The following is a 26,803-nucleotide window of genomic DNA, read 5'->3' as shown; positions in this document are numbered from 1 at the left end:
GCCGTGAACCTCGTCTCTGCGTCACTCTTCGCGGCGCTCGTCGCCGTCACCCTGATGATCACCGCGTGGGCGTCCAAGCGGAACAAGTCGGCGGCCGATCACTACGTCGCGGGCGGCAGCCTCACCGGTCGCCAGAACGGTGTCGCGATCGCCGGCGACTTCATCTCTGCCGCCTCGTTTCTCGGCGTCACCGGTGCGATCGCCCTGACCGGTTTCAACGGGTTCTATCTCGCGGTCTTCGTGCCCGTCGCGTTCGTTCTCGCGATGCTGCTGATCGCCGAACCGCTGCGCAACCTCGGCCGCTTCACGCTGGCGGATGTCCTCGCCACCCGCTTCCCCGGCAAGGACGTGCGCTCGATGATGGCGCTCAGCACCGTGGTGATCAGCGTGGTCTATCTCGTGTCGCAGTTGGTCGGCGCCGCACTGCTGGTGTCGCTGCTGTTCGACCTCGACTACGCGGTGGCCGTGCTGATCATCGGAACACTCACCACCGCATACACGCTCGTCGGCGGGATGCTCGCCACCAGCTGGATCCAGATCATCAAGACCGGTCTGCTCATGGTGTGCGCCGTCGTGCTGTTCGTTCTCGTGCTCGTGCGCTTCGACTTCAACCCCTTCGGCCCGTTCAGCACCGCGCTCGCCGAATTCGGTCAGTCGTTCGTCGCACCGCAGCGCACGTCGGGCGCGGCGTCGTTCGACCAGTTGTCGCAGACCGTCGGGCTCGTTCTCGGCGTGCTCGGCCTGCCGCACGTCATGATCCGATTCCTCACCGTCCCGGACGCGAGGCAGGCGAGAACGTCCGCCTACACGGCGATCTGGATCTTCTTCGCGTTCTACCTCCTCGTTCCCGTGCTCGGCTACGGCGCCGCCAAGCTGGTCGGGGTCGAGGTGATCAAGTCCGAGAACCGCGGCGGCAACCTCGCGGTCGCGCAGCTCGCGGAAACCGTCGGCGGCGGAGTGCTGCTGGCGTTCGTCGCGGCCGTGGCGTTCGTGACCATTCTGGCCGCGCTGTCCGGCCTGGTGATCGCGACATCGGGTGCGATCGCACACGACCTGTACGGGCAGGTGATCCGGAACGGTTCGGTATCGGCGAAGGCTCAGCACCGCGCGGCCCGGGTCGCGACCGTGGCGACCTGCGTCATCGGTGTCGCCATCGCGTTCGCGGCGCAGAAGCAGAACGTCGCGTTCCTCGCGTCGCTGGGAATGTCCATCGCCGCGTGCGCGAACCTGCCCGCGCTGCTGCTGACCATGTATTGGAAGCGCATGACGGCACGTGCCGTCATCTCCGGCATCGTCGTCGGGCTGGTGCTGTCGATCACCGTCATCCTGCTCAGCCCGGTCGTCCAGGGGCCGGACTCCATCCTCGGATTCTCGAACCCGGCACTCGCCGTGGCGCCCCTCTCGCTGGCGGTGTCCGTCGTCGTCGCACTGCTGTCGGCGCCGTCCGGGGAGACCAAGGCACGGGCCGACCGCCTCTTCTCGGTGATGCGCACCCGGGCGCTCACCGGACAGACCGAGACGAAGAACGACGACACGATGGCGGCGATGCAATGAAGACGGAGCTACGGTCACCACTTCGGGACCTGGTCGAACAGCTGTCGGCGGGTTCGACGACGCCGGTCGACGTGGCGGAGGCGGCACTCGCGCAGATCGCGGACCAGGACCCGGCAATCCGCGCCTGGGCCCACCTCGATCCCGACGCGGTGCGGTCGGCGGCCGCCCGGATCCAATCCAGCGACCCCGGCAGCGTGCTGTGGGGTGTTCCCGTCGGCGTCAAGGATCTGATCGACGTCGCCGGCATGCCGACGCGCTGCGGCAGTGAGCTCCGGAGCGCGGAACCGGCGGCGACGGACGCCGACTGTGTGGCGCGTGCGCGCGCACTCGGCGCGCTCCCGGTCGGCAAGACCGTGACCACCGAGTTCGGGTACTTCAAGCCCGGCCCCACCCGCAATCCGCGCGCCGTGGACCACACCCCCGGCGGGTCGTCGAGCGGCTCGGCGGCAGCGGTGGCCGCGGGCATGGTGCCGCTGGCGTTCGGCACGCAGACCGCGGGATCGCTGACCCGGCCGGCGTCGTTCTGCGGAGTCGCGGGTTTCGTCACCGCCCACGGCGAACTCTCGACCGCCGGCATCACCGGATTGAGTCCCCGTCTCGACACGGTGGGGCTGCTGGCACGCACGGTGTCCGATCTGCACTTCGCGTGGACGGCGCTGCGCGACGGCACCCGGGCGCCCGCTCTCGAGCCTTCCGCGCCGCGCCGGCTCCGCCTGTGGAGTGGGTTCGAACTCGGCGAGGTGTCCCCGGACATGACGGCGGCGCTCAGGACCACCGCGGGTGCCGCGCAGTCCGCGGGTGTTCGATGCCGTGAGGTCGACGCCGCCGCGGCCGTCGTGGCGCTGACGGAACACCACCACACGGTGATGGCGTACGACGCCGCCCGGGAACGCGCCGTCGAGGCGGCGCAGCCCGACAAGATCAGTGCACCCCTCGCCGAATTGTTCACCGCGGGAGCCCAGACCACCGAGGCTCAGTACCGCGCCGCCCTGGCCGGAATCACCGAAATCCGGCAGTTGCTGCTCGCGGCGCTGGACGAGGACGAGGCCGTCCTCGGACCCGCCGCACTCGGCGCCGCTCCCCGCGGCCACGACGCGACGGGGACGCCCGTGCTGAGCCGACCGTGGCAGGCGATGGGCCTGCCCGTGGTCACCATCCCCGGCAAGCGCGACAGCGCAGGCCTGCCCCTCGGATTGCAGCTGATCGGGCGCCCCGGCGCCGAGCAACGCCTGTTCGACACGGCCGCCTGGCTGGAATCCGTTCTCTGACAACGCCCACGGACGAGCGAGTCGCCCTCCGCACGTGAGTGGGAAAGTGTGTTCCGGCACGCTTTCCCACTCACGTGGGGGAGCCGGCGCCGACCTCACACGCTGATCGACAGGAGTTCCTGTTCGCGGAAGGCTCGCGGCGACACGCCGTACGTGTCCTTGAACAGCCGCGAGAAGTGCGAAGAGTTGACGAGACCGTACCGGGCACAGATGGTTCCGATGCTCTCGCCACGGAAGCGGACGTCCTTGAGATCGCGGCGGCACTTCTCGAGCCTGCGGTGACGGATCCACCCGGCCACTGTGTGCCCGTCCGCCTCGAACATCTTCTGCAGGTGCCGCGTCGACACGTGGTGGTGGGACGCCACCGTGGCGGTGTCGAGCGCGGGGTCGTGCAGGTGCGCGTCGACGAACGACTTCACACGGAGCAGCAGTGTCGCGCCGGGAGCGGTGGCGTCGGCCGGTGCCTCCGCCTGCACCGCGGCGCTGAGCAGGTCGACGACCGCGTCCTCGACGAGGGGGGTCGTCGGCATCGTGCCGGTCACGACGGAGTGGTGGAGGTTCGTCAGGAACGGCGAGACGAGCGCGCCCATCCCGGTGCTACCGCGGATGCGGCGCGCTGACACCGTGCCCAGTTCCCGCGAGGCTATGCGCAGCAGTTCGCGGGGAAACATCAGCACGAACATGCTGAAGTCGCCGGCGAAGTGCAGGTCGTACGGCTTGCTGGTGTCGTAGACGGCGAAATCGCCGGGCCCGAGCACGGCCTCACGGTCATCCTGGACGATGACGCCGCGGCCCGACAGTTGCAGGCCCACCTTCACCAGGCCGGGGTCGGACCGCTTGATGGACGTGCGGGTCCGCCGGACGTCCACCGCCCGTCCCCCGACCTCGCTGAGCTGCAGTCCGCCGAGCGCGGTGGTGCGCAGGGTCCCGGTGAACCTGGCCTCGCCGTCCTCGGCGGTGGACACCACGGCGAGTGGGACGAACGCCGTGGAGACGGCCTGCCGCCAGTGTTCGAACTGGCCGTCGTCGTGACGCGCGTGTTCACCACCGAGACGCACCTTCGATCACCTCACAGAGCGGAGCGGTTGTCGATCAGTCGCCGTGCCTTGCCGAGCGACCGCTCCAGTGCGCCGGGGGCGACCACATCCACCTTCACGCTCACTCCGATGCGGTTCTTGACCAGCTTCTGGAGTTCGGCGGCGGAACGGGGGTGATCGGTGGCGGACGCGTCAGGGCGGGCTTCGACTCGTACGGTCAGTTCGTCCATCCTACCGGGGCGGTCGAGGATGCACTGGAACTGCGGGGCCAGCGCGGAGATTGTGAGGATCAGTTCCTCGATCTGGGTGGGGAACAGATTCACCCCGCGCAGGATGATCATGTCGTCGGTGCGCCCGGTGACCTTCTGCATCCGCCGCACCGACCGCGCCGTGCCCGGCAGCAGGCGGGTGAGGTCGCGGGTGCGGTACCGGATGATCGGCATGGCCTCCTTGGTGAGCGAGGTGAAGACGAGTTCGCCCTCCTCGCCGTCGGGGAGGACGTCGCCGGTGACCGGGTCGATGATCTCCGGGTAGAAGTGGTCTTCCCAGATGTGCAGGCCGTCCTTGGTGTCGACGCATTCCATCGCCACACCGGGGCCCATCACCTCGGACAGTCCGTAGATGTCGACGGCGTCCATGTTCAGCTGCTTCTCGAGTTCGGTTCGCATCTCCTCGGTCCACGGCTCCGCGCCGAACACCCCGGTCCGCAGCGACGTCTTCGACGGGTCGATGCCCTTCTTGATCATCGCGTCGACGATCGTGAGCATGTACGACGGGGTCACCATGATCGCGTCGGGTTCGAAGTCCTCGATCAGCTGGATCTGGCGGTCGGTCATGCCCCCGGACATCGGGATCACCGTGCAGCCCAGCCGTTCCGCACCGTAGTGCGCGCCGAGGCCGCCGGTGAACAGTCCGTACCCGTACGCGACGTGCACCTTGTCGGACGGTTTCACGCCACCGGCCCGCAGGCTCCGGGCGATCAGGTCGGCCCAGTTGCTGATGTCGTTCGCGGTGTACCCGACCACCGTCGGCCTGCCCGTGGTGCCGGAGGAGGCGTGGATGCGGGAGACCTTCTCCTGCGGCACCGCGAACATCCCGAACGGGTAGTTCGCCCGCAGGTCCGCCTTCGCGGTGAACGGGAACTTCGCCAGATCGGACAGGTCCTTCAGGTCGCTCGGGTGCACACCGGCGTCGTCGAACGCCTTCCGGTAATGCGGAACGTTGGTGTACGCGTGGAGAAGTGACCACTGCAGACGTTCGAGTTGCAGCGTCGAGATCCGGTCGCGCGTGGCGAACTCGATGTCCTGCGAGGGGGTGGCGATACTGGTCATTCTAGTCTCCGGGGTGGGCGGGCTGGGTAAGGTCAGGCGTCGAAATCGACGGTCACGTTGTCGCTGACCGGGAAGGTCTGGCACGTCAGCACGAAGCCGGAGTCGACCTCGTAGTCCTCGAGCGCGTAGTTGCGGCGCATGTCCACGTCACCGCACGTGATCTTGGCGCGGCACGTTCCGCAGACGCCGCCCTTGCAGGCGAACGGGAGGTCGGAGCGGTATTTCTCGGCGGCGTCGAGGATCGACTCGTCCCGCGGCAACGTCGCGGTGGTCGAGCGGCCGTCCAGGACGAGGGTCACCTCGCTGCTCGGCCCGGTGACACCGGGTTCGCGGTGCTTCTCCATCGGCGGCGGGACGTCGTCGACGAAGAACAGTTCGTGGTGCACGCGGCTCTTGTCGATCTGCAGTTCCCCGAGCACCGTCTCGGCGTCGGTGACCATCCCGAACGGGCCGCAGAGCCAGAAGTGGTCGATGTCGGCGAGCGGCACGATGGACGTGAAGAGGGCACGCAACCGGTCGGCGTCGAGGCGCCCGGTGAACAGTTCCACCTCGCGGGGCTCGCGGGACAGGACGTGGATGATGTCGAAGCGGGACCCGTACGTGTCCTTGAGGTCGGCGATCTCCTCGGCGAACATCACCGAGCGGGTGCGCCGGTTTCCGTACAGGAGAACGACTTCGGCCTCGGGGTTGGCGAGCATCGACGCGGCGATCGACAGCATCGGGGTGATGCCCGATCCGGCGGCGATCAGCACGTGCCTGCCACCGGCCTCGGGGTCGGCGACGAACGATCCGCTCGGGCCCTGCACCTCGATCCGGTCGCCGGGCCGGACGTCGCGGACGAGCCACGTCGAGAACAGGCCGTCGGACACCTCGCGCACACCGACCCGCGGCGCCGAACCGGCAGGCGCGCAGATGGAGTACGAGCGGCGGTGCTCGACGCCGTCGATCGTGCGCCGCAGGGTGAGCGACTGGCCGGGGCCGAACGCGAACTCGTCGGCGAGGTCGGCGGGGACGTCGAACGTGACCGCGACCGCGTCGTCGCAGAGGGATTCGACGTCGGCGACGGTGAGCGTGTGGAACGCCCTGTTGCGCAACGCCGCGCCGGGCTTCGGGGACACCGCTGTGGTCATGATCAGATTTCCTTCACGTGATCGAAGGGTTCGAGGCAGTCGAGGCACCGGTACAGCGCCTTGCACAGCGTCGCCCCGAATTCCGAGTCGAGACGGGTGTTGGCGGAGTGGCAGACCGGGCACGTGACGGCCCGCGGCTTGACGGTGAGGGTCAGCGGGACGGGCCCGGACGTGCGCAGCGGCGCGGGACCCGGTGTCGAGTAGCCGTTCTCGCGCAGCTTGCGCCGGCCGTCGTCGCTGATCCAGTCGGTGCTCCACGGCGGCGACAGGACGGTCCGGACCTCGACGCTGCCGAAGCCGGCGTCCTGCAGGATGTGCTCGATGTCGTCGCGCATCGTGGCCATGGCGGGGCACCCGGAGTAGGTGGGGGTGATCGTGACGACCACCGATCCGTCGGCGTTCTCCTCGACGTCGCGGAGCACTCCCAGATCGGCGAGCGTGAGCATCGGCATCTCCGGGTCCAGGACGGACTCGGCGAGGCGGCGGGCGTCGCTGCGCACTGCGGTGGTCATGTCACCACACTCCTTCCGGATGGGCCCGGGCCACGCTCTGCATCTCGGCGAGCAGCAGTCCGAGGGCCTCGGTGTGCAGGCCCTGACGTCCGGCTCGGCCGCCGACGGTGCCGACGGTCCGGCCCGTGGGGGCGGTGAGTTCCGCGGCCTTGAGCACCTGGGCGAGGACGGTGTCGAATTCCTCGCGGAGGTCCCGCGGGTCGACGCCGACACCCACAGCGGCGAGGGCGAGTTCCTCGGTCGTCGGGGTGAAGAGTTCCTCGACGTACGGCCACACCCGGGCAACGGCGTCCTCCATGCGCGACTTCGACTCCGCCGTACCGCAACCGAGCGTCACCACCCACCGGGCGGCGTAGTCGCGGTGGTAGGTCAGTTCCTTGACGCCCTTCACCGCGACCGCCGCGAGAACGGGGTCGCGGGAGGTGCGCAGGCGGTCGAACAGGGCCAGTCGCCACGTGGCGAAGACCAGCAGTCGTGTAACGGTCTGCGCGAAGTCGCCGTTGTCGAGTTCGGCCAGACGGGTGTTGCGGAACCGGTTCTCGTCGCGGAAGAACGCGAGCGCGTCCTCGGCGGGAATCGGGCTCGTGTCCGAAATGAACGGCACCACCGACGCGTCCGCGGCGGCCGCCCGGGCGAGCAGCAGTCGCGCCTGACCGAGCAGGTCGAGGCCGACGTTCGCGAGCGCCACCTCCTCCTCGAGTTCCGGTGCGCGCGTGCTCCACTCGGCGAGCCGCTGCGAGCTGATCAGCGCGTCGTCGCCGAGCATCAGGCAGTATCCGGCCAGGGCGGCAAGGTCGACGTCACCCGGAACCGTGGTGTCGACGCCGGCCAGGGGGTCGTCGAAGCTGGTGCCGAAAGCCCACTGGCCGTGGCTGTCTTCGTCGACGAGGCCGTCGTAGGCGTTGTCGTGGTCGGTCATCGGTACATCCTCGGAATTCTCGTCGGCCTGCGAAACGGTCTGGGCCGGATCACATGTGGGGAACGTTGTCGGGGATCTCGTAGAACGTGGGGTGCCGGTACACCTTGTCGCCGCTGGGCGCGAAGTACGGGTCCTTCTCCGACGGGCTGGACGCCACGATCGAACTGGACCGCACCACCCAGATGCTCACACCCTCGTTGCGCCGGGTGTACACGTCCCGCGCGTGGCGGACGGCCATCTCGTCGTCGGCGGCGTGCAGGGATCCGACGTGGACGTGGTTGAGTCCGCGCTTGCCCCGCAGGAACACCTCGTACAGGGGCCAGTCCGCGCGCACCGCGGTGTCGTCCGTGCTCATCGTGCGTTCTCCTTGTTGCTCTCGCGGCGGGCGAAGGCCGTTGCGGCCTCCCGCACCCACGCCCCGTTCTCGTGTGCTGCCCGCCGGTTGGCGACGCGCTCGACGCTCGAGGCGCCGTTGCCCTTGATCACCTGCATGAATTCGCTCCAGTCGGGCTCCCCGAAGTCGTGGGCGCCGCGTTCGGCGTTCCACTTCAGGTCCGGATCCGGGAACGTCACGCCGAGGACCTCGGCCTGCGGGATGGACATGTCGACGAACCGCTGACGGAGTTCGTCGTTGGTGTGCCGCTTGATGCGCCACTTCATGGACTGCTCGGAGTTCGGCGACTGGTCGTCCGGCGGTCCGAACATCATCAGCGCCGGCCACCACCACCGGTTCACCGACTCCTGCACCATCTCCCGCTGGGCGTCGCTGCCGCGCATCATCGTCATCAGCAGTTCGAAGCCCTGCCGCTGGTGGAACGACTCCTCCTTGCAGACCCGGATCATCGCGCGGGCGTACGGCCCGAAGGAGCTGCGGCACAACGGCACCTGGTTGCAGATCGCGGCGCCGTCGACCAGCCAGCCGATGACTCCCACGTCGGCGTAGGTGAGCGTCGGGTAGTTGAAGATCGAGGAGTACTTCTGCTTGCCCTCGATCAGCTTCTGGGTGAGGTCGGCGCGGTCGGCTCCGAGCGTCTCGGCGGCCGAGTACAGGTACAGGCCGTGCCCGGCCTCGTCCTGGACCTTCGCCATGAGGATCGCCTTGCGACGCAGCGACGGCGCCCGGGTGAGCCAGTTGCCCTCCGGCTGCATGCCGATGATCTCCGAGTGCGCGTGCTGCGCGATCTGCCGGATCAGCGTCTTGCGGTAGCCGTCGGGCATCCAGTCCCGGGGCTCGACCCTCTGGTCGGCGGCGATGGTGTCATCGAAGAGCGTTTGCAGCTCGTCGGAAGCGTGTGACGTGGTCATATGTCCTACCTCTATTACCGAATGATCGGTTGGTATCAAGTATGCATGTCCGCTCCCGCCCACACAAGGGCGGGAGCCGAATTACGTCAGTGTCCTTCGAAGATCGGCGTGCGTTTCGCGAGGAACGCGTCGACCGCACTGCGGTGGTCCTTCGACTGCCCGAGCGCCTCCGCGGCCTCACGCTCCCGCTCGAGCGCCTCCGACAGCCCCGCGGACGCCGCCGAGACCAGCGACTTGACCTGCGCATACGCGGCGGTGGGACCGTCGGCGAGCTGCCGCGCCAGCGCGGCGGCCGCGTCCCCGAGTTCGGCGTCGGGCACCACCCGGTGCACCAGCCCCCAGTCCAGCGCCTGCGCGGCCGTGAACCGGTCGCCGAGCATCATCAGCCCCGTCGCGCGGCTCGCCCCGAGCGCCTCCACGAGCGTGTGACTGAGGCCGGAGTCCCCGGCCAGGGCGATCCCGGTGAACGCGGTGGCGAACTTGGCGCCCTCCCCCGCGATCCGGATGTCCCCGGCGAGGGCGATGCCGAGACCCGCCCCGACGCACGCCCCGTTGATCGCGACGACCACCGGCACCCGGACCCCGGCCAAGGCCCGGAGCAGCGGGTTGTAGTGCTCGGCGACGGTGTCCATCGCGTGTGCGGGATCGGCCTCGAGGCCGGCCACGTGCTCGGCCAGGTCCTGGCCGACGCAGAAGTTCTTCCCCTCCGCCGCCAGCAGCAGGGCGCGCACGCTGTCGTCGCCGGCCACCTTCTCGACCGCGGCGAGCAACTGTTCCTTCACCGCGCGGTCGAGCGCGTTGGACGCGCCCGCCCGGCGCAGGGTGATGGTGGCCAGCCCCGCGTCCACGGAAAGTCCGATCACGTCGTTACTGCTCATGAGAATGCGCCTCCTGCTGGTTGTGGTGGGGTGGCCTCTCAGGACCAGGTGTAGAAGCCTTGGCCGGTCTTGCGGCCGAGTTCGCCGCGCGCGACCTTCTCGCGGAGCAGAGCGGGCGGGGCGAACCGCTCACCGAGGGCCTTCGCGAGGTGCTCGGCGATCGCGAGCCGGACGTCGAGGCCGACCAGGTCGGTGGACCGCAGCGGCCCCATCGGATGCCGGTATCCCAGCTCCATGGCCCGGTCGATGGACTCGGCGTCGGCGACGCCCTCCTCGAGCATCCGGATGGCCTCGAGCCCGAGGCACACCCCGAGCCGGCTGGTCGCGAATCCCGGGGAATCGTTAACGAGCACCTCGGTCTTGCCGAGCAGGGACACCCACTCGCGCACCTTCTCGACCACACCGGCGTCGGTGGCGGGGGCCCGCACGATCTCCACGAGCGTCGACGCCGGGACCGGATTGAAGAAGTGCATCCCGATCAGGCGGGCCGGATCGTTCAGCGCGGCACCGAGTTCGGCGATGGAGATCGAGCTCGTATTGGTAGCGATCACGGTGGCCGGCGAGACGGTCTTCTCGAGCAGTGCGAGCACGCCGAGCTTGAGGTCGACCAGTTCCGGCACCGCCTCGACCACCAGATCAAGGGCGGGCGGGAGCGCGTCGGGCGCCTTCACCGTGGACACCCGTCCGAGGATCGTCGCGGGGTCGGCGTCGCCGAGCTTGCCGCGCTCGTGCGCTCGGTCGAGTCCGTCGGACACCCGCTGCAGGGCCGCCTGCCGGTCGCCGCTCTCGGCGATGGTGACGGTGGAGCCGAGGGTGGCGAAGACCTGCGCGATGCCCGCGCCCATCCGGCCGCCGCCGACCACTCCGACGTTCTTCGGTGCTGTGCTCGTCATCTCTTCTTCTCCAGAAAGGCAGTCATGCGGTCGTGTTTGTCGCGGCTCTCGAACAGCACCGCCTGGGCGATGTCGTCGGCGAACGGGTGCGAGCCCGGTGCGTCGACGATGATCTTGGTCAGCTTCAGGGCCAGCGGCGCCGAACGGGTGATGCGGTCGATGACCTTGTGCGCTGCGTCGATGTGCTCGCCGGGTGCGACGACGTCCATCACGAGTCCGTGCCGCAGCGCCGCATCGGCGTCGAGGTTCCGGCCGCCGAGCAGGACCTGCTTGGCGACGGACTTGCCGACCAGTTCGGGCAGCCGGTAACTCGCGCCTGCCGCGGCCATGATGCCCAGCCCCGGCTCCGGGTTCCCGAAGACCGCGGTCTCGGTGGCGATGCGGATGTCGCAGGCGTAGGACAGTTCGGCGCCGCCGCCGAGCGCGTATCCGCTGACCGCGGCGACGGTGGGCATCGGCAACTTCGCGATGCGGTCGAACAGCGTGCGGTTGATGCCGGCGAACGCCTCGTCGCGGCCGCGTTCGCGCAGTTCGGCGATGTCGGCACCACCGGCGAAGTGGTCGCCCTCACCGGTCAGCAGCAGCGGCTTCGGCGTCGCCTCCAGCACCGCGCACACCTGGTGCAGTTCGGCGATCATCTCCGCATTGATCGCGTTGCGCTGCGCCGGACGGTGCAGCGTGACGACCATGCGGTCGTCGCGGTCCTCGACCTTCAGCGTGTTCACGGCGCCTCGATCAGCATCGCGACGCCCTGGCCGACGCCCACGCACAGCGTGGCCAGCCCGCGGCGGGCGCCTTCGCGTTCCATCCGGCCGAGCAGCGTCAGCAGGATCCGCGCACCCGAGCAGCCCAGCGGGTGACCGAGCGCGATGGCGCCGCCGTCGGCGTTGACGATCGACTCATCCAGCTTCAGCTGCCGGATCACGCCGAGCGACTGCGCGGCGAAGGCCTCGTTGAGTTCGGCGGCGCCGAGGTCGGAGATCGACCAGTTGGCGCGGGCCAGCGCCTTGCGGGTAGCCGGTACCGGGCCGAGACCCATGACGTTGGGGGCGATGCCCGCGCTCGCGCTGGTGACGATGCGGCCGCGGACGGTCAGGCCGTACCGCTCGACGGCGGCCTCGCTCGCGACGACGAGCGCCGCGGCACCGTCCGAGAGGGAGGACGACGAGCCGGCGGTCACGATGCCGTCTGTGCGGAACACCGGTTTCAGCTTGCCCAGCTTCTCCAGCGTGGTGCCCCGGCGCGGGGTCTCGTCGGCGGTCAGTTCGCCGTCGCGCAGCGGCACCGGGACGATCTCGCGGTCGAACCGGCCGGCGTCGACGGCGGCGATCGCCCGCTCCTGGCTGCGCAGCGCGAACGCGTCGCTCTCGGCGCGGGTGATGCCCTCGAGCGCGGCGACCTCCTCGGCGGTCTCGCCCATCGACAGCGTCACCTTGCGGACGTCCGGTCCGGCGCCGGCAGGAACGTCGCGGTCGGCGGCGGTGAACCGCGGGTTGGTGAAACGCCAGCCGAGCGAGGTGTCGGCCACCTCCCCCGGACGTGCCCACGGGGTTCCGGGCTTGGCCATCACCCAGGGTGCGCGGGTCATCGACTCGACGCCGCCGGCGATCACGATGTCGGCCTCGCCGCTACGGATGGTGTGCGCAGCCGACGCGACGGCGGTCAGACCACTCGCGCACAGCCGGTTCACCGTGTAGCCGGGGACGCTGTCCGGCAGGCCCGCGAGCAGCACGGCCATGCGTGCGACGTCGCGGTTGTCCTCGCCGGCCTGGTTGGCGGCGCCGAGGATCACCTCGTCGACGGCCTCGCCCGGGATTCCGGCCCGGCGGGCTGCCTCGGCCACGACGAGACCAGCAAGGTCGTCGGGGCGCACTCCTGCGAGCGCTCCGCCGTACCGACCCTGCGGGGTACGGGCTCCGTCCACCAGAAACACTTCGGCCACAGTCTTCTCCTTCACGGGGGTGCCGTCTATTAATAACCGAATCTTCGGTCGGTACGCAAGGGCAGGTCGCGATGGGAAACTTCACATCCTCCCTTGACAACCAGCGGGTAGAGCGACGATTCTGTTAACCGACCGAACGTACGGTGAAATGGAGTTGTCGTGAGCAAGTTACTGGAAAGCTACGCCGCCGGACGCTGGTACACCGCGCCGGACGAGGGAACCCCGCTGCTGAGTGCGGTCGACGGCTCCGAGGTGGCGCGCATCTCCGCGACCGGTCTCGACCTCGGCGAGATGGTGACCTACGCCCGCGAGGTCGGCGGACCGGCCCTGGCGAAGCTGACCTTCCACGAGCGCGCCGCCGCCCTCAAGGCGCTCGCCCTGACCCTCATGGCGGGCAAGGACGAGTTCTACGCCCTGTCCACCTCGACCGGCGCCACCAAACGCGACTCCGGCGTCGACATCGACGGCGGCTTCGGCACCCTCCTCAGTTACGCGAGCAAGGCCCGCCGCGAACTCCCCAACGACACCGTCTACCTCGACGGAGCGTTCGAACAGCTCGGCAAGAAGGGCACGTTCCTCGGCCAGCACGTCTACACGTCCCGCCGCGGCGTCGCCGTCCAGATCAACGCGTTCAACTTCCCGGTGTGGGGTTTCCTCGAGAAGCTCGCCCCCGCGTTCATCGCCGGCGTCCCGTCGATCGTGAAGCCCGCGAGCCAGTCGGCGTACCTCACCGAACTGGTGTTCCGTCGCATCATCGAATCCGGGCTGCTGCCCGAGGGCTCGGTCCAGCTGCTGTCGGGGAGCGCCCGCGGGCTGCTCGACCACCTCGGCGGGCAGGACTCCGTCGCGTTCACCGGCTCCGCCGACACCGCGGCAACCCTGCGGGCGCACCCGAACGTCGTCGGTGAGGGCGTCCACTTCAACGCCGAGGCCGACTCGCTCAACGCCTCCATCCTCGGCTCCGACGTCGAACCGGGCAGCGAAGAATTCGACCTCTACGTCAAGCAACTCGTCACCGAGATGACGGTGAAGGCCGGCCAGAAGTGCACCGCCATCCGGCGCGCCCTCGTGCCGTCCGCGCTGATGGACGACGTCATTGCCGCCGCCCAGGCCCGGCTGTCCCGCGTGGTCGTCGGCGCCCCCGACGCCGAAGGCGTCACGATGGGTGCCCTCGCCAGCATCGAACAGCGCGACGAGGTCCTGAAGTCGCTTCGCGGACTCACCAAGTCGGCGCAGATCGTCGTCGGCGACCCGGACAACTTCGACGTCGTCGGCGCGGACAAGGCGACCGGCGCGTTCCTGCCGCCGATCCTGCTGCGCTCCGACGACAAGGACGCCACCGAACCCCACGACATCGAGGCGTTCGGTCCCGTCAGCACCGTCATCGGATACGACAGCACCGACGAGGTCATCGCACTCGCCGCCCGCGGCAAGGGCAGCCTCGTCGCCTCCCTCGTCACCCGCGACTCCGCACTCGCCCGCGACATCGTCCTGGGCCTCGCCCCGTTCCACGGCCGCGTCCTCGTCCTCAACCGCGACGACGCCAAGGAATCCACCGGCCACGGCTCACCGCTGCCCGTCCTCGTGCACGGCGGACCCGGACGCGCCGGCGGCGGCGAGGAACTCGGCGGCATCCGCGGCATCCTGCACCACATGCAACGCACCGCGGTCCAGGCCACCCCCGACATCCTCACCGCGGTCGGGAACAAATGGGTCACCGGCTCCCAGCGCAACGACGACGGCGTCCACCCGTTCCGGAAGAACCTCGCGCAGTTGCGGATCGGCGACACCATCGTCGGCGGCCCCCGCCAGGTCACCCTCGCCGACATCGACCACTTCGCCGAGTTCACCGGCGACACGTTCTACGCCCACACCGACCCCGAGGCCGCCGCCGCCAACCCGCTGTTCGGTGGCATCGTCGCCCACGGGTACCTGGTGGTCTCCCTCGCCGCCGGCCTGTTCGTCGAACCCAACCCCGGTCCCGTCCTCGCCAACTTCGGCGTCGACAACCTCCGGTTCCTCACCCCAGTCAAGGCCGACGACAGCCTCACCGTCACCCTCACCGCGAAGCTCATCACCCCGCGCAGCAGCGCCGACTACGGTGAAGTCCGTTGGGATGCAGTCGTCGTCAACCAGGACGGCGACCCCGTCGCAACGTACGACGTTCTCACCCTCGTCGCCAAAGGAGAAGATGCATGAGCTTCAAGGTCGCCGTCTGTTACGGCCAGCCCGATGACCCCGACGCGTTCGACGCCTACTACCGCGACACCCACATGCCGCTGGCACGCAAGGTCCCCGGCCTGTCCGACTTCACGTGGGGCAAGTGCAGCGCCCTCGACGGTGGGAAGCCGCCGTACTACGCCGTCGCGAGCCTCGTCTTCCCCGACGCCGAGACCATGAAGTCCGGGTTGCAGTCCGAGGAGATGAAGCAGGCGGGAAAGGACGTCCGCAACTTCGCCACCGGTGGCGTCACCATGTACGTCCAAGAAGAAGAATCCGTCTACAACCAGTAGGAGAACCATGACTGTCGACGCGTCCGCGGAATGCCGTATCGCGCGGGAGATGTTCGAGGCAGACAACGCGTCCCGCGCGCTCGGCATCCAGATCCTCGAGCTCAGCCCCGGTCACGCGGTCGCGTCGATGGTCGTGGGTGAGACCATGGTCAACGGTCACGGCATCACCCACGGCGGCTTCGTGTTCACCCTCGCCGACACCGCATTCGCGATGGCGTGCAACGGGTACGACACTGCCGCGGTCGCCGCCCGCGCCGACATCCGGTTCCTCACGGCCACCCGCCTCGGCGACACCCTCGTCGCCGAGGCGGTGGAACGGGCCCGCTTCGGGCGCAACGGCCTCTACGACGTCACCGTCCGGCGCGGCGACGACGTCATCGCCGAGTTCCGTGGCGACAGCCGTTGCCTCCGGCCCGTGAGTACTTGTTAACCGCGGGACGTTAACAAGTACTCACGGGCGCGAAGCGCCTATGGGCGCCGCATGCTTCCCTCGCTCGGTCGCGGCGGCCGCGTCGCGCGCCGCGCGTTCGGTGGCGGCGGCCTCGATGGCCATCGCGTGATCGACCGCGTGCGGGGCGATGCCCAGGTTGTCCAGCGTGTCCCACAGGCTCGACAGCGCGGCCTTCGGGTCGAGGTAGTACTCCGACTCCCGGACGCGCCAGAACGTCCAGCCGCACCGCTTGAGTTCCTGCTCGCGTTCGAGGTCCGCGATCCTCTGTTCCGGGGTGGTCGAGAAGGCGTCGCCGTCGCATTCGACAGCGAGCCTCCTGGTGCCGCCGGTGACGACGAGGTCGATGCGCCGATTGTTCACCTCGACTTGGGAATTGACGTGGTAACCGCGGTCGGCGATGTCGTTGAACACCCGCTGTTCGAGGAGGTTGTCGAACGGGGGGATCCGCACGTCGCGGTCGACGTCCTGCGGCATCGGGTCGGCCGGCGCCGGCGACGTCGACATCATGTAGCTGAGCAGGGAGTTGCGTAAGTCGGCCCGCTTCAGTTCGTCGACGGTCACGGAGTGGAACAACCACAGTTGGTCCTGCGCGCGTGTCGCCGCGACGTTGAACCGCCGCTTGTACTGGTTCGCCGTCAGCGGTGCGAAGTTCTGCTCCGGTCCCACGACCATCGACAGGAAGACGACGCTTCGTTCGTCGCCCTGGAAGTCGGGCGGCGTCCCGACGCGCAGTCGTCGCTGCTCCCACTGTTCGATGCCGATGCGTTTGACGAGTTCGGTTCGGATGGCGTCGACCTGGGACTGCCCCTGCAGCACGACGATTCCGAATGTCTTGCCGTCGTAGCGGGGGTCGACGAGGCATTCGATGAGCTGATCGACGAGGGCGGCGGCCTCGACGTGGTTGGTGAGGGTCGAGTCCTTGCCCGACACGGAAGCGTCGGATACGTACGTATGTTTCAGCGGCGGAAGCCGATCCGCGCCGAACTGACGCACCGGGACCAGCGGCAGTTCGCCGTAGAACTGGGTGCTCGACCAGTTGATGATCTCGGGCATGGAGCGGAAGTGCTCACGGAGCCGGACGACCTGCCCGAAGCTGGTGCGCAGAATCGAGAACAGACTCGACCGCGGGGTGAGCGTGGCCTGGACGTACTCGGGGAGGTCGGGCAGGTACGCGTCCAGGCGGGTGAACACGTCGTCGAGGGTGCCGCTGGTGGGGATGTCGGCGGGGGCGCACTGCTTGTCGTCGCCGACGACGATGACCCGCGGCGCCAGCCACAGCAGGAACAGGTTGGTGATGTCGGCCTGGCTCGCCTCGTCGACGATGACGACGTCGAAGCTGCCCGGCACGGGCGGGATGGACGCGAGGACCTGCTGCAGCGGCATCACCCACGCGGGCACCGCGCCCTGCGCCTCCCCCATCGCGGATCGTGCTGCGCTGCGGTACTTCTCGGCGTACTTTCCGGCGCCTGCACCGATGCTCGAGATGTGCTCGCGGTACGTCTGTAGTGCCCGCACCTGGTCGGCCGTCAGGTGTTCGAGGCAGTCGCGCCAGGCGGTGGCCGCCGCGAGCCGCGCGGTGAGATGCGCGAGATCCGCGTCGACGGCATTGAGTTCGGCTTCGAGTTCCTGCTCACGACCGGCCCGGTGCTGCTCGGTGACCCATTGCCGGGCGCGGCGCCACGCCCAGGCCTCCGACATCTGCCAGCTCATCTCGTCCCACTCGGTGAGCGCCGCCGTCCTGCGCACGAGGTCGTACAGTGCCGGCGCGACGGGTGAGAGCCGGTCGGACAACTCGTCGAACAGCCGCTGATCCTGTTGTTCGACGCGGGCGATCGCGTAGCGGGTGAGAGCCTCCGAGAGCGCGGTGTTGTCCGCCTGGTCGAGCGCCGCCACCAGGGCGGTGCCTTCGGGTGAGGGTCCCGCGTCGACCTCGGTGGAGACGGCCGAGACGATGGTGTCGAGTTCTGCACGCGCACTGTCCACGTCGGCGCGGGTGGTGATGGCCTCCGCGGCCCCGGCCACCGCGGTGGCGTCCGCGAGGTTGCGGATCCGCGGCGCGTTCGGGGACAGCGCGAACAGTTCACGGGCCAGCGCGTCGCGGGCGACGAGGAGGGCGCGCACGCGGGCCACCCGGCCGACGATCATGTTGAGGCTGTCGACCTGAACGGCACGAGACCCGTTCATGTCCACCGGAATCCGCAGATCGGCCAGCAGGGTCGCGGCGGTCTGCGCGGCGTCGTGGGCGCGCAGGTGCTCGGTCACCAGCCGCACCGTGGCGGCGGTCGTGGCGGGTACGCCGTCGACGGTGGCGTCGAGGCCGAGCTCCTCGACGGCCTTCTGCTCCTCGCTGCGACGGAACCGGGCCTTCCACTCGACGGTGCCGGTTTCCATCGCGACGGCGAGCGCACCCACCGCCTGCAGGGCGGGTCGGGTCATGACGGCGCACTGGACGTCCTGCGCACCGATGTACCGGTCGGCGGCCGCGGCCGCCTCGACGATCGCGGGCAGCGCGTCCAGGCGCCCCCACAGATGGGTGGCCCTGCCGGACAGGACGGTGTCGGCGAGGCTCTGGAACTGGCCGTCCAGGTCGAGGACGTCGTGCGCGCGGGCCTGCAGTTCCTTGCAGTGCCTGCGAATGGAGTATGCGGTCTCCGGATCGACGCCGCCGAGGACGTCGAGCAGATGCGCCGACTGCGGGGTGTCGATGGGGATGCTGGTCGACGCGCGCGAGCAGAGCCGTTCGAGTTCGGCCCGGTTCGGCAGCAGAAGGTCCAGCGCGGGAAGCGTCTGGCGTGCACGTTGCGCGCGCTCGGGGGACGCCGTCACGCACAGCCGGCGCAGGGTTTCGACCTCGGTGCCGGTGAGGGGCGGTTGCTCGCTGAGCAGCGGTCCGGGAAGCCACTCGAACGCATCCTGCAGGCCCATGACCTTGCGGACGATGGTGGCGGCGGTGCCCTCGTAGCCGTCGGCGACGGCGTCGTGCTGGTACGTCTCGGACTCGCGCAGCGCCTTCACCTGCTCGAGCACGACGGCCCGCTTCTGCACGGCCTCGTCCCGCTGGGCTCGGAGGTCGGCAATCTTCTGCCCCTCGCTGTGCGGGTTGAACGACGACTTCCGTTCGGCGATGGTCGCCACACTGCGGGTGAGCTCGTCCGAGCCGCCGCGGGACAGGTCCGTGATCGAGACGCACAGCTCCTGCATCTCGGGCGGGAGCTTGTCCCTCAGGACGCGGAGCGCCTGCGCCTTCTCGCTCGTGACGAGCACCCGCTGGCCGCGGGCGAGCAGCGCCGACACCAGGTTGGCGATCGTGTGGGTCTTGCCCGTCCCGGGCGGGCCTTCGACCACCACTCCGCTGTCGCCGCCGAGCCGCTCGATGATCTGCGACTGCTCGGCGTTGGCCGGAAGCGGGAAGAGCGGGTCCTCGGCGAGGGTGGAGGAGGTGGCCGCGCCGGTGCGCTCGAGCCACGACAGCCGGTCCGCCGGTTCGATCGCCTCGACGAGCTGGGCGAGCCCGAGCGGGACGGTCGCGCCGTCGCCGTCGAGGTGGGAGATCATCTGCTCGTAGTACTCGACCAGGGCGAACGCGCTGCGCTTGCGCAGCACCAGGGCGGGCGACAGCGTCACGGTGCCGTTCGCGTCGTCGGCCGGTTGCCGGACGTTGTCGCGCACATCGACGTACGCCGTCAGCGACTTCGGAGCCCACTCCGCGAGGAGTGTGCGGACGCCGTCGCCCAGCGGCGACGTGACGGTGTCCTGCAGTTGCTTCTGCAGCGGCATCGCGTGCGCGCTGTCGTAGACGTCCAGTCCGGTGAACAACTGGGAGTCTTCGAGCCGGGGTTGGGAGCCCGCGATCAGCCGCACCAGCAGGTCGCCGGTCCGCGGATCGCGGTGGATGCTCGCGGACTGGGTGACCAGGTGGGTCTGGACACCGCCGTCCGGTCCCGCACCGGCCAGGGTCAGCAGTCCGGACGCGAGCACGAGTTCGATCGACTCGGGGCGGGCGTTCAGCTCCTGCAGCATCCGCTGCAGCGACTGGTACAGATCGGCGTGCGGGCGACGCTCCCGATCCGCCTTCGCCCACGCCTGCCAGCGCGGCACGTACGCGTCGAACGCCTGCCGGACGTCGTACGCGCGGCGCACGTCGTATTCCTCGTCGGAGTCCTCGGCGTACGCGTCGGACGCGTTCAGCTCGAGGTCGGACCGCGAGCTGTCGGCCCGGGCCGACGCATCCACCCAGCCGGCCAGGACGGTCGGTAGTTCCGGCGGATCCTCGACGCCGATGAGGGGCACCCGCAGAACGATGTCGCCCTGCGCGGCGTCGGAATCGAGTTGGATGGTCCGGCCGTCCTGATGCAGCCATTCAACCTGTTCGTGCTGGTCGACGCGGAGAACCGGCTTCGTGCGAGCCCGGACGATCTCACGCAGGAACTGCAGCAGGCGCTGGACGCGGCCTGCGAGCTCGGCGTCGTTTTCGGGACTCGACAATGTAAACCTCTGCGAATTCTCGGTGATGACGTGCGCTTGCCCCCGCCGTGCACACTATCGGGTCGAGGGGGTGAAGTTCGAGGCGTCGTCCCCTGTCAGCGGGACTGGACGGTCGCTCGAGGGGCGAAACAAACCTCCATTCGTACCGACTGGTCCCTACTATCCATCCATGACGGTGACGCGCATCACGAAACTGGCCGCGGTGATCGCGACCGTCGCTCTGACGGCGCTGGGAGGGGGCTTCGTGTCGGCTGCCGCTCCCGCGCCGGGGGCCAGGGTCACCGCCTCGCCCGACGGGTTCGCGCTCGACGGGCAACCGTGGTGGCCGACCGGGTTCAACGCCTACCAATTGGCCACGAACTGGTCGGTCAATTGGGGTTGCGGCGCGATGGTCGACCTCGACTCCTACTTCTCCGCGCTGCCGCCGCACTCGCTGACCCGTTTCAACCTCTTCCAGGCGCTGGCGATCAACCGCTTCACCGGACAGCTCGACTTCGGGCCGATGGACGCCGTGTTCGCGGCGGCCGAGGCGCACGACCAGATGCTGATCCCGGTTCTCGCACCCCAGGACGGGGCGTGCGAGGACGGGGTGTTCAAGGGCAGGCAGTGGTACGTGGACGGCTGGACGACGATGACGCCGGGTGCGCCTCGCACGCTGATGAGCTTCCGCGACTGGACGCGGACCGCCGTCGACCGATTCCGGGGATCGCCGTCGCTGGCGGCGTGGGAACTCGTCGGGGAGCCGGAGACGAGCACGTGCACCGACGCCGACTGCTCGTGGTGGACCCGGTCGTGCGAGCCCGGTGCGGCACAGGTGCTGCGTGACTTCTTCGACGCCGCGGGCGCCGAGGTGCGGGCCCGTGATCCGCGCACGCTGATCACGGCGGGATTCACCGGCGGCGGCCAGTGCGGAACCCAGGGCGACGAGTACCAATTCGTCTCGGCGTCACCGTATGTCGACGTCGTGCAGTACCACGATTACGGCGCCGACGGGGTTCCGCTGCCCGGCGATCAGTGGAACGGGCTCGCGCGGCGCCTCGAACAGGCTGCGGCGCTCGGCAAACCGCTCCTGATGGGTGAGATCGGCGAACTCGCCGGATCGTGCGCCAGCCTGACGGACCGGGCGACGCACATCGGCGCCAAGATCCAGGGGCAGCGGGACGCGGGCGCGGCCGGGGCGCTGCTGTGGGCGTTCGTCCCGGACCCCCGGCCCGCCGAGTGCACGTACGACATCGGCCCCACCGACCCGCTGTGGGGCGTGGTGGAGCAGTTCGGAAGCTGGGGCTCGGGCACCGCCCCGGCCGACACGTAGACCGTGAATCGTCGAGCCCAGGAGACGGATTCCTCCGGTTCGAGACTGAGCAGCGAGGTCAGCGTCCGCCGCGGCGGAGGGTCACGCGGTAGGTGTAATGCTCGGGCAGGAAGTAGCTGACCGCCAATTCGACGGTCCGCCCGTCCGAGTCGGAGTAGAGGCGGTCCACCCGCAGCATCGAGTGGCCCTCGGAGCAGCCGAGTTCTCGGGCCACGTCCGCCGGCGCCGGCGCAACGGTGATCGATTGCGCAGCCTCGGTGATGGGGCTCCGCAGGTGCGGTTCGAGCAGGCCGATGATCGTGTGCGAGCTGACGGCGCCCTCGGACATCTCGGGTGCGTCGGCGACGAACCGGGCGATCTCGTCAGGCAGATAGACGGTGGTCAGCACGAACGGGGTGTCGTCGTGGCGTCGCCGGAACACGACCGTGTTGACGAGGTCGGTGTCGAGGCGGAGCCTGCTCGCCGCCTCGATGTCAACCCGCCGGCGCAGGGGCGTGACCACCTCCATGGTGGTGTCCGTGGACAGGTTCATCAGATCCTCGATCGACCCCAGCTGCCGCAGGTATCGGCCGTCGGACTCGGCGGCGAACGTGCCCCGGCCCGGGACCCGGTAGACGATGCCCTCGGCCACCAGGTCCTGGAATGCGCGACGAACGGTCTGCCGGCTGACGCCGTGCTGGTCCGCGAGCTCGAATTCGGTGGGCAGCTTGATCCCGCCGCTGTACTTGCCTGCAGCAATATGCTCGCGGAGCTGCCTCGACACCAGCTGGTACGCCGGCTCCGTGTCTCGTTCTCTACCGTTCATCGCGCACCGATCCTACGTGCAGGTTGCCGACTAGATGCCGCCTCGCGACACCAACTGCGAGACGATGACATTGCGCTGGATCTCGTTGGTGCCTTCGCCGACGATCATCAGCGGGGCGTCCCGGAAGTAGCGCTCCACGTCGTACTCGGTGGAATAGCCGTAACCACCGTGGATACGGACGGCGTTCAGGGCGATGTCCATCGCCACCTCGGACGCGTACAGCTTCGCCATGCCCGCCTCCATGTCGCACCGGTCGCCGCTGTCGTACTGCTCCGCCGCGTGCCAGGTCAGCTGCCGGGCCGCGGTCAGCTTGGTCGCCATGTCGGCGAGGTAGTTGCCGATCGACTGGTGCTTCCAGATCGGCTGACCGAAGCTCTCCCGCTGCTGCGCGTAGGCGAGGGAATCCTCGAGCGCCGCCGTGGCCACACCCAGCGCCCGGCACGCCACCTGGATACGTCCCGTCTCCAGGCCCTTCATCATCTGGCCGAACCCCTTGCCCGGGGTGCCACCGAGGATCGCGGACGCGGGGGCACGGTACCCGTCGAACGACAGCTCACACGTCTCGACGCCCTTGTAGCCGAGCTTCGGCAGATCCCGCGACACCGTCAGACCGGGGCCGTGCTCGACCAGGACGATGGAGATGCCCCTGTGCTTGGGGGTCGCCTGCGGGTCGGTCTTGCAGAGCAACGCGATCAGCCCCGACCGACGCGCGTTGGAGATCCAGGTCTTGGAACCGGTGATCACCAGGTCGTCACCGTCCGCCTTGGCGTTGGTGGACATGGCCTGCAGATCCGAGCCACCGCCGGGCTCGGTCAGTGCCATGGTGGCCCGGATCTCGCCGGTCGCCATCTTCGGCAGGTACTGCTGCTTCTGCTCCTCCGTGCCGTACAGCGACAGCAGTTTCGCGACGACGGTGTGCCCGCCCATCGCACCGGCGAGGCTCATCCATCCGCGGGCCAGTTCCTGCGTCACCTGCGCGTAGCAGGGCATCGACACCGGTGATCCGCCGTACTCCTCCGGGACCGCCAGACCGTAGATCCCGATCTGCTTCATCTGCTCGATCCACTTCTCGGGGTACTCGTTGGCGTGTTCCACCGCCTGCACCGTCGGCTTCACGTCGCGATCGATGAACGCGCGCACCGTCTCGACCAGGTACGCCTCTTCTTCGTTCAGCTTGGCCATGAATCCACCTCACACCTTCCACAACATTTGTACGGCCATAATCCGACAATGTCTGCCTAAAGTCAACGATCGGTCTTGACATGACCGCTGCGTCGCTGCCAGCATCAGCAGCGCAGCCGCATCAGGCTGGCCGTACATATCCAGCCCGACCCGGGCTCCCGGACCCTAGGAATGAAGCATCGTGCAGAACCTCACCCGCAGGCGCGCCGTTCTGGTGGCCCCCGGATCCGACGAGCGCAAGGCCCTCAAAGCGCTCCGGTCGACCGCCGACGAGGTGGTCCTCGACCTCGAAGACGCCGTCGCCTCCGCCAAGAAGGCCGAGGCCCGCGACCTCGTGCGCCGCCTCGTGCTCGAATCGGACGGCTCCCGGGCCGTCGCGGTCCGCATCAACGCGCTGACCACGCCGTGGGCGGAGGACGACCTCGCCCTGTGCGCCTCCCTCGGCGCCGCGCTCACGAGCATCGTGGTTCCCAAGGTGGAGACGGCGCAGGATCTGGTCCGCGCCGATCACGCTCTCGCCGGTACCGACATCGGGTTGCAGGCTCTCGTCGAAACCCCGGTCGGCGTGCAGAACATCGCCGACATCACCCGCGCCGTCGACCGACTCGAGTCCGTCATCATCGGCTACGCCGACCTCGGGGCGGCCCTCGGCCGATCCCGAACCGCCCTCCCCGAACACTGGCTCGCGATCCAGGACGGCATCCTCGTCGCCGCCCGCGCCGCCGGCATCCAGGCGATCGACGGCCCGTTCCTCGGCATCGCCGACGACGACGCCTTCCGCCACTCGGCCGCGTGGACGAGCGCGCTCGGATTCGACGGAAAATGGGTCATCCATCCCGCGCAGGTCGAGTCCGCCGCTGCGGCCTTCACCCCCACCGACACCGCGGTCGAGGACGCGCGACGCGTGATCGACGCACTCGCTGCCGCCGAGGCAGCGGGCGCCGGGGCGGCGCAACTCGACGGGCAGATGCTCGACGAGGCCGTCGCAGTCGCGGCACGACGCGTTCTCGCCCAGGTAGGTGCACAGTGACGATCACGCAGACGTATGTCGGTGGCCCGTACTTCGACGAACTCGAGGTCGGGCAGGAATTCGACACCGCCCCCGCCGTCACCCTCACCAGCGGCCTCGCCGCCGCCCATCAAGCCATCCTCGGCGACCGCCTGCGGCTGCCCCTCGACGCGCACCTGTCCCGGGCCGTCACCGGGTCCGCGGACGCCGTCGCAAACCCCGGCCTCGTCACCGACGTCGCCATCGGACAGTCCACGCTGGCCACTCACCACGTGAAGGCCAACCTGTTCTACCGCGGCCTCCGCTTCCATCACTTCCCGCATCTCGGCGATACGCTCTACACGCGCACCGAAGTGGTGGGACTGCGGGAGAACTCGGCGAAACCGGGACGCAAACCCACCGGTCTGGCGGCTCTGCGGATGACGTCCACCGACCAGGACGGCCGCACCGTCCTCGACTTCTACCGCTGCGCGATGCTCCCGTTGAGCGCGAACCCCGACGAGGACCGCGTCCGCAAGTCCGACGACCTGTCCGCGATCGGGCCGCAGTCGGAGCAGTCGTTCGCCGCCCCCGAGGGCTGGGACCTCGCCCGCTACCGCGACAAGGTTCCGGGGCAGCACTTCTCGGCCGACCTCGCCGGATCCGTGCTGCGGAGCAGCGGCGACGTGGTGTCGAGCGCCCCCGAACTGGCGCGCCTCACCCTCAACATCGCGGCAACCCACCACGACGAACGAGTCGGCGCCGACGGACGACTGGTCTACGGCGGGCACACCATCGGCATCGCGCTCGGGCAGGCCACGCGCGCCCTGCCGAACCTCGTCACGGTCCTGGGCTGGAAGTCCTGCGACCACACCGGTCCCGTCCACGAGGGCGACACCCTCACCAGCGAACTCGAAATCGAGAGCGCCGAGGAGTTGCCCGGCGGCGGCGGAATACTGCATCTGCGTTCACTGGTGTTCGCGCACAACGCCACAGCGTCCGACGTCCCCGTCCTCGACTGGCGCTTCACCGCCCTCATGGCCTGACCTCCACCCTCAAGGAGCATCTCTCGTGACCGCCCACACTCCCCTTGCCGGACTTCGGATCGTCGAGGTCTCCAGTTTCATCGCGTCCCCCCTGTGCGGACTGACCCTGTCCCAGCTGGGGGCCGAGGTCATCCGGATCGACCCCATCGGCGGCGCCGCCGACTACAACCGCTGGCCGATCACGGGCGACGGCGAGAGCATCTACTGGACCGGACTCAACCGCGGCAAGCGGTCCGTGGCCGTCGACATGCGCAACCCCGAGGGGCAGCGGCTCGTCCAGCAACTGGTCGCGGCCCCCGGCGCGGGTGGCGGAATTCTCGTCACCAACGCGGGAGGTCGTGACTGGCTCGCCCACGACACACTGCATGCTCTCCGCTCCGACGTCATCATCCTCGAAATCCTCGGTGGTCGTGACGGTTCCCCCGGCGTCGACTACACGGTCAACGCCGGGCTCGGCTTTCCGTCCATCACCGGCCCCGCCGATCATGCCGGCGTCGTCAACCACGTCCTCCCCGCCTGGGACGTGGCGTGCGGGTTGTACGCCGCGCTGGCCGTCGCCGCTGCGGCCCGTCACCGCGACGCCACCGGCGAGGGCACCCGCATCTCCCTGCCGCTCGAGGACGTCGCGCTCGCCACCGCCGGCACCCTCGGATACCTCACCGAGGTGCAGATCAACGGCTCCGGCAGGCAAGGGACCGGCAACTCCGTCTACGGCACGTACGGAACGGATTTCACCACCAGCGACGGCGCCCGGTTCATGATCGTGGCCCTCACCCCGCGGCACTTCCGCGACCTCGTTGCCGTCACCGGAACCACCGCCGCGGTGGAGGCACTCGCCACCGCACTCGACGCCGACTTCGCGCGCGAAGCCGATCGCTTCACCCACCGCGACGTCCTCACCGCACTGTTCACCCGCTGGTTCCGCGAACACACCGCGGCCGAAGTGGCCGAAGCACTCTCGAAGACGTCCGTCCTCGCCGAGCGCTACCGCACGTTCGAGGAACTCGTGAAGTCCGGCGAACTCGAAAGCAACCCGATGTTCACCCCCCTCGAACAGCCGCGGATCGGCACCTACCTCGCCTCCGGCCACCCGGCATCCTTCGACGGACACCACGCCACCGTGGCACCCGCCTCCGCCGTCGGCGACGACACCGGCAGCGTCCTCCGCGACCTCCTCGGCAGCTCCGACTCCGACGTCGCCAAACTCCTCGACAGCGGCATCGTCGGGGGGAAGTGACGAAGCGAATAGACA

Annotated in this window: 23 protein-coding genes; 9 read left to right on the top strand and 14 right to left on the bottom strand. The window is 69.2% G+C overall.

The window, feature by feature from the left end; all coding sequences use genetic code 11:
• Positions 1–3: 3 nt before the first annotated feature.
• Together BLV94_RS32285 and BLV94_RS32280 are read left to right on the top strand one after the other, a co-directional pair.
• A complete protein-coding gene (locus BLV94_RS32285) occupies positions 4–1,554 on the top strand; it encodes a solute symporter family protein (RefSeq protein WP_072936996.1) in 1,551 nt (516 codons plus the stop codon).
• Complete coding sequence (locus BLV94_RS32280; protein WP_072936995.1) at positions 1,551–2,822, top strand: amidase; 1,272 nt, start codon at positions 1,551–1,553, stop codon at positions 2,820–2,822. Before BLV94_RS32285 ends, BLV94_RS32280 begins: the two co-directional genes overlap by 4 nt.
• Positions 2,823–2,917: 95 nt before the next feature.
• On the opposite strand, the gene BLV94_RS32275 is transcribed toward BLV94_RS32280, so the two are convergent.
• The 11 genes from BLV94_RS32275 to BLV94_RS32225 all read right to left on the bottom strand — a co-directional run bounded on the left by BLV94_RS32275 (position 2,918) and on the right by BLV94_RS32225 (position 12,769).
• Positions 2,918–3,880 carry an AraC-like ligand-binding domain-containing protein gene (locus BLV94_RS32275; RefSeq protein ID WP_072936994.1) on the bottom strand — a complete coding sequence of 321 codons (963 nt, stop codon included), beginning with the start codon at positions 3,878–3,880 and terminating at the stop codon, positions 2,918–2,920.
• A gap of 11 nt (positions 3,881–3,891) precedes the next feature.
• A complete protein-coding gene (paaK, locus tag BLV94_RS32270; protein WP_072936993.1) occupies positions 3,892–5,190 on the bottom strand; it encodes a phenylacetate--CoA ligase PaaK in 1,299 nt (432 codons plus the stop codon).
• 32 nt (positions 5,191–5,222) lie between these two features.
• Positions 5,223–6,320, bottom strand: a complete 1,098-nt coding sequence (gene paaE, locus BLV94_RS32265; RefSeq protein ID WP_072936992.1) for a 1,2-phenylacetyl-CoA epoxidase subunit PaaE — start codon at positions 6,318–6,320, stop codon at positions 5,223–5,225.
• Between the two features lie 2 nt (positions 6,321–6,322).
• On the bottom strand, positions 6,323–6,832 hold the full coding sequence (paaD, locus tag BLV94_RS32260) for a 1,2-phenylacetyl-CoA epoxidase subunit PaaD (RefSeq protein ID WP_072936991.1): 510 nt from the start codon (positions 6,830–6,832) through the stop codon (positions 6,323–6,325).
• 1 nt (position 6,833) lies between these two features.
• Complete coding sequence (gene paaC, locus BLV94_RS32255; RefSeq protein WP_072936990.1) at positions 6,834–7,751, bottom strand: 1,2-phenylacetyl-CoA epoxidase subunit PaaC; 918 nt, start codon at positions 7,749–7,751, stop codon at positions 6,834–6,836.
• A 49-nt stretch (positions 7,752–7,800) separates the two neighbouring features.
• Positions 7,801–8,106 carry a 1,2-phenylacetyl-CoA epoxidase subunit PaaB gene (paaB, locus tag BLV94_RS32250; protein WP_072936989.1) on the bottom strand — a complete coding sequence of 102 codons (306 nt, stop codon included), beginning with the start codon at positions 8,104–8,106 and terminating at the stop codon, positions 7,801–7,803.
• Positions 8,103–9,056, bottom strand: coding sequence for a 1,2-phenylacetyl-CoA epoxidase subunit PaaA (gene paaA / locus BLV94_RS32245; protein WP_072936988.1), 954 nt, complete (start codon positions 9,054–9,056; stop codon positions 8,103–8,105). The genes paaB and paaA overlap by 4 nt, the downstream gene beginning before the upstream one ends.
• Before the next feature lie 86 nt (positions 9,057–9,142).
• Positions 9,143–9,934 (bottom strand): enoyl-CoA hydratase-related protein, encoded by a 792-nt coding sequence (locus BLV94_RS32240; RefSeq protein ID WP_072936987.1) that lies wholly within the window; start codon positions 9,932–9,934, stop codon positions 9,143–9,145.
• A gap of 38 nt (positions 9,935–9,972) precedes the next feature.
• Positions 9,973–10,827, bottom strand: a complete 855-nt coding sequence (locus tag BLV94_RS32235) for a 3-hydroxyacyl-CoA dehydrogenase family protein (RefSeq protein ID WP_072936986.1) — start codon at positions 10,825–10,827, stop codon at positions 9,973–9,975.
• Complete coding sequence (locus BLV94_RS32230; RefSeq protein WP_072936985.1) at positions 10,824–11,552, bottom strand: enoyl-CoA hydratase/isomerase family protein; 729 nt, start codon at positions 11,550–11,552, stop codon at positions 10,824–10,826. Before BLV94_RS32230 ends, BLV94_RS32235 begins: the two co-directional genes overlap by 4 nt.
• A complete protein-coding gene (locus BLV94_RS32225; RefSeq protein ID WP_072937057.1) occupies positions 11,549–12,769 on the bottom strand; it encodes a thiolase family protein in 1,221 nt (406 codons plus the stop codon). The genes BLV94_RS32230 and BLV94_RS32225 overlap by 4 nt, the downstream gene beginning before the upstream one ends.
• A gap of 159 nt (positions 12,770–12,928) precedes the next feature.
• Here BLV94_RS32225 and paaZ point away from each other — a divergent pair, with 159 nt between their 5' ends.
• The 3 genes from paaZ to paaI are packed head-to-tail and all read left to right on the top strand — an operon-like array spanning position 12,929 to position 15,712.
• Positions 12,929–14,968 (top strand): phenylacetic acid degradation bifunctional protein PaaZ, encoded by a 2,040-nt coding sequence (gene paaZ / locus BLV94_RS32220; RefSeq protein WP_072936984.1) that lies wholly within the window; start codon positions 12,929–12,931, stop codon positions 14,966–14,968.
• Entirely contained in the window at positions 14,965–15,282 is a 318-nt protein-coding gene (locus tag BLV94_RS32215) for an EthD family reductase (RefSeq protein WP_072936983.1), read from the top strand. The genes paaZ and BLV94_RS32215 overlap by 4 nt, the downstream gene beginning before the upstream one ends.
• 7 nt (positions 15,283–15,289) lie before the next feature.
• Positions 15,290–15,712 carry a hydroxyphenylacetyl-CoA thioesterase PaaI gene (gene paaI, locus BLV94_RS32210; RefSeq protein WP_072936982.1) on the top strand — a complete coding sequence of 141 codons (423 nt, stop codon included), beginning with the start codon at positions 15,290–15,292 and terminating at the stop codon, positions 15,710–15,712.
• A 21-nt stretch (positions 15,713–15,733) separates the two neighbouring features.
• Here paaI and BLV94_RS32205 read toward each other — a convergent pair whose 3' ends face one another.
• On the bottom strand, positions 15,734–20,218 hold the full coding sequence (locus tag BLV94_RS32205) for an AAA domain-containing protein (protein WP_072936981.1): 4,485 nt from the start codon (positions 20,216–20,218) through the stop codon (positions 15,734–15,736).
• A 169-nt stretch (positions 20,219–20,387) separates the two neighbouring features.
• Here BLV94_RS32205 and BLV94_RS32200 point away from each other — a divergent pair, with 169 nt between their 5' ends.
• Entirely contained in the window at positions 20,388–21,530 is a 1,143-nt protein-coding gene (locus BLV94_RS32200) for a beta-mannosidase (protein ID WP_072936980.1), read from the top strand.
• Between the two features lie 58 nt (positions 21,531–21,588).
• On the opposite strand, the gene BLV94_RS32195 is transcribed toward BLV94_RS32200, so the two are convergent.
• Both BLV94_RS32195 and BLV94_RS32190 read right to left on the bottom strand, forming a co-directional pair.
• Positions 21,589–22,335, bottom strand: coding sequence for a GntR family transcriptional regulator (locus tag BLV94_RS32195; RefSeq protein ID WP_072936979.1), 747 nt, complete (start codon positions 22,333–22,335; stop codon positions 21,589–21,591).
• A gap of 30 nt (positions 22,336–22,365) precedes the next feature.
• Positions 22,366–23,517 (bottom strand): acyl-CoA dehydrogenase family protein, encoded by a 1,152-nt coding sequence (locus BLV94_RS32190; protein ID WP_072936978.1) that lies wholly within the window; start codon positions 23,515–23,517, stop codon positions 22,366–22,368.
• A 181-nt stretch (positions 23,518–23,698) separates the two neighbouring features.
• Here BLV94_RS32190 and BLV94_RS32185 point away from each other — a divergent pair, with 181 nt between their 5' ends.
• Genes BLV94_RS32185 through BLV94_RS32175 form a run of 3 tightly spaced genes read left to right on the top strand, consistent with a single transcriptional unit; the run spans position 23,699 to position 26,788 of the window.
• Positions 23,699–24,547: an HpcH/HpaI aldolase/citrate lyase family protein gene (locus tag BLV94_RS32185; RefSeq protein ID WP_072936977.1), complete on the top strand. Its 849-nt coding sequence runs from the start codon at positions 23,699–23,701 to the stop codon at positions 24,545–24,547.
• Positions 24,544–25,551: a MaoC family dehydratase gene (locus BLV94_RS32180; RefSeq protein WP_072936976.1), complete on the top strand. Its 1,008-nt coding sequence runs from the start codon at positions 24,544–24,546 to the stop codon at positions 25,549–25,551. Before BLV94_RS32185 ends, BLV94_RS32180 begins: the two co-directional genes overlap by 4 nt.
• Positions 25,552–25,576: 25 nt before the next feature.
• Positions 25,577–26,788: a CoA transferase gene (locus tag BLV94_RS32175; protein ID WP_072936975.1), complete on the top strand. Its 1,212-nt coding sequence runs from the start codon at positions 25,577–25,579 to the stop codon at positions 26,786–26,788.
• The last annotated feature ends 15 nt before the right edge of the window (positions 26,789–26,803 follow it).

This window comes from Rhodococcus koreensis, assembly GCF_900105905.1.
GTDB classification, from domain to species: Bacteria; Actinomycetota; Actinomycetes; order Mycobacteriales; family Mycobacteriaceae; genus Rhodococcus_F; species Rhodococcus_F koreensis.
The sequence above is the reverse complement of the archived record's forward strand: the minus strand, read 5'-3'. Positions and strand labels throughout refer to the sequence as shown.

What these genes read in the sequence shown, in the direction of transcription:
- BLV94_RS32280 (WP_072936995.1), top strand. Translation starts at nt 1,551, where the DNA reads ATGAAGACGGAGCTACGGTCACCACTTCGGGACCTGGTCGAACAGCTG.
- paaK (WP_072936993.1), bottom strand. Translation starts at nt 5,190, where the DNA reads ATGACCAGTATCGCCACCCCCTCGCAGGACATCGAGTTCGCCACGCGC.
- paaE (WP_072936992.1), bottom strand. Translation starts at nt 6,320, where the DNA reads ATGACCACAGCGGTGTCCCCGAAGCCCGGCGCGGCGTTGCGCAACAGG.
- paaD (WP_072936991.1), bottom strand. Translation starts at nt 6,832, where the DNA reads ATGACCACCGCAGTGCGCAGCGACGCCCGCCGCCTCGCCGAGTCCGTC.
- paaC (WP_072936990.1), bottom strand. Translation starts at nt 7,751, where the DNA reads ATGACCGACCACGACAACGCCTACGACGGCCTCGTCGACGAAGACAGC.
- paaB (WP_072936989.1), bottom strand. Translation starts at nt 8,106, where the DNA reads ATGAGCACGGACGACACCGCGGTGCGCGCGGACTGGCCCCTGTACGAG.
- paaA (WP_072936988.1), bottom strand. Translation starts at nt 9,056, where the DNA reads ATGACCACGTCACACGCTTCCGACGAGCTGCAAACGCTCTTCGATGAC.
- BLV94_RS32240 (WP_072936987.1), bottom strand. Translation starts at nt 9,934, where the DNA reads ATGAGCAGTAACGACGTGATCGGACTTTCCGTGGACGCGGGGCTGGCC.
- BLV94_RS32235 (WP_072936986.1), bottom strand. Translation starts at nt 10,827, where the DNA reads ATGACGAGCACAGCACCGAAGAACGTCGGAGTGGTCGGCGGCGGCCGG.
- BLV94_RS32215 (WP_072936983.1), top strand. Translation starts at nt 14,965, where the DNA reads ATGAGCTTCAAGGTCGCCGTCTGTTACGGCCAGCCCGATGACCCCGAC.
- paaI (WP_072936982.1), top strand. Translation starts at nt 15,290, where the DNA reads ATGACTGTCGACGCGTCCGCGGAATGCCGTATCGCGCGGGAGATGTTC.
- BLV94_RS32200 (WP_072936980.1), top strand. Translation starts at nt 20,388, where the DNA reads ATGACGGTGACGCGCATCACGAAACTGGCCGCGGTGATCGCGACCGTC.
- BLV94_RS32195 (WP_072936979.1), bottom strand. Translation starts at nt 22,335, where the DNA reads ATGAACGGTAGAGAACGAGACACGGAGCCGGCGTACCAGCTGGTGTCG.
- BLV94_RS32190 (WP_072936978.1), bottom strand. Translation starts at nt 23,517, where the DNA reads ATGGCCAAGCTGAACGAAGAAGAGGCGTACCTGGTCGAGACGGTGCGC.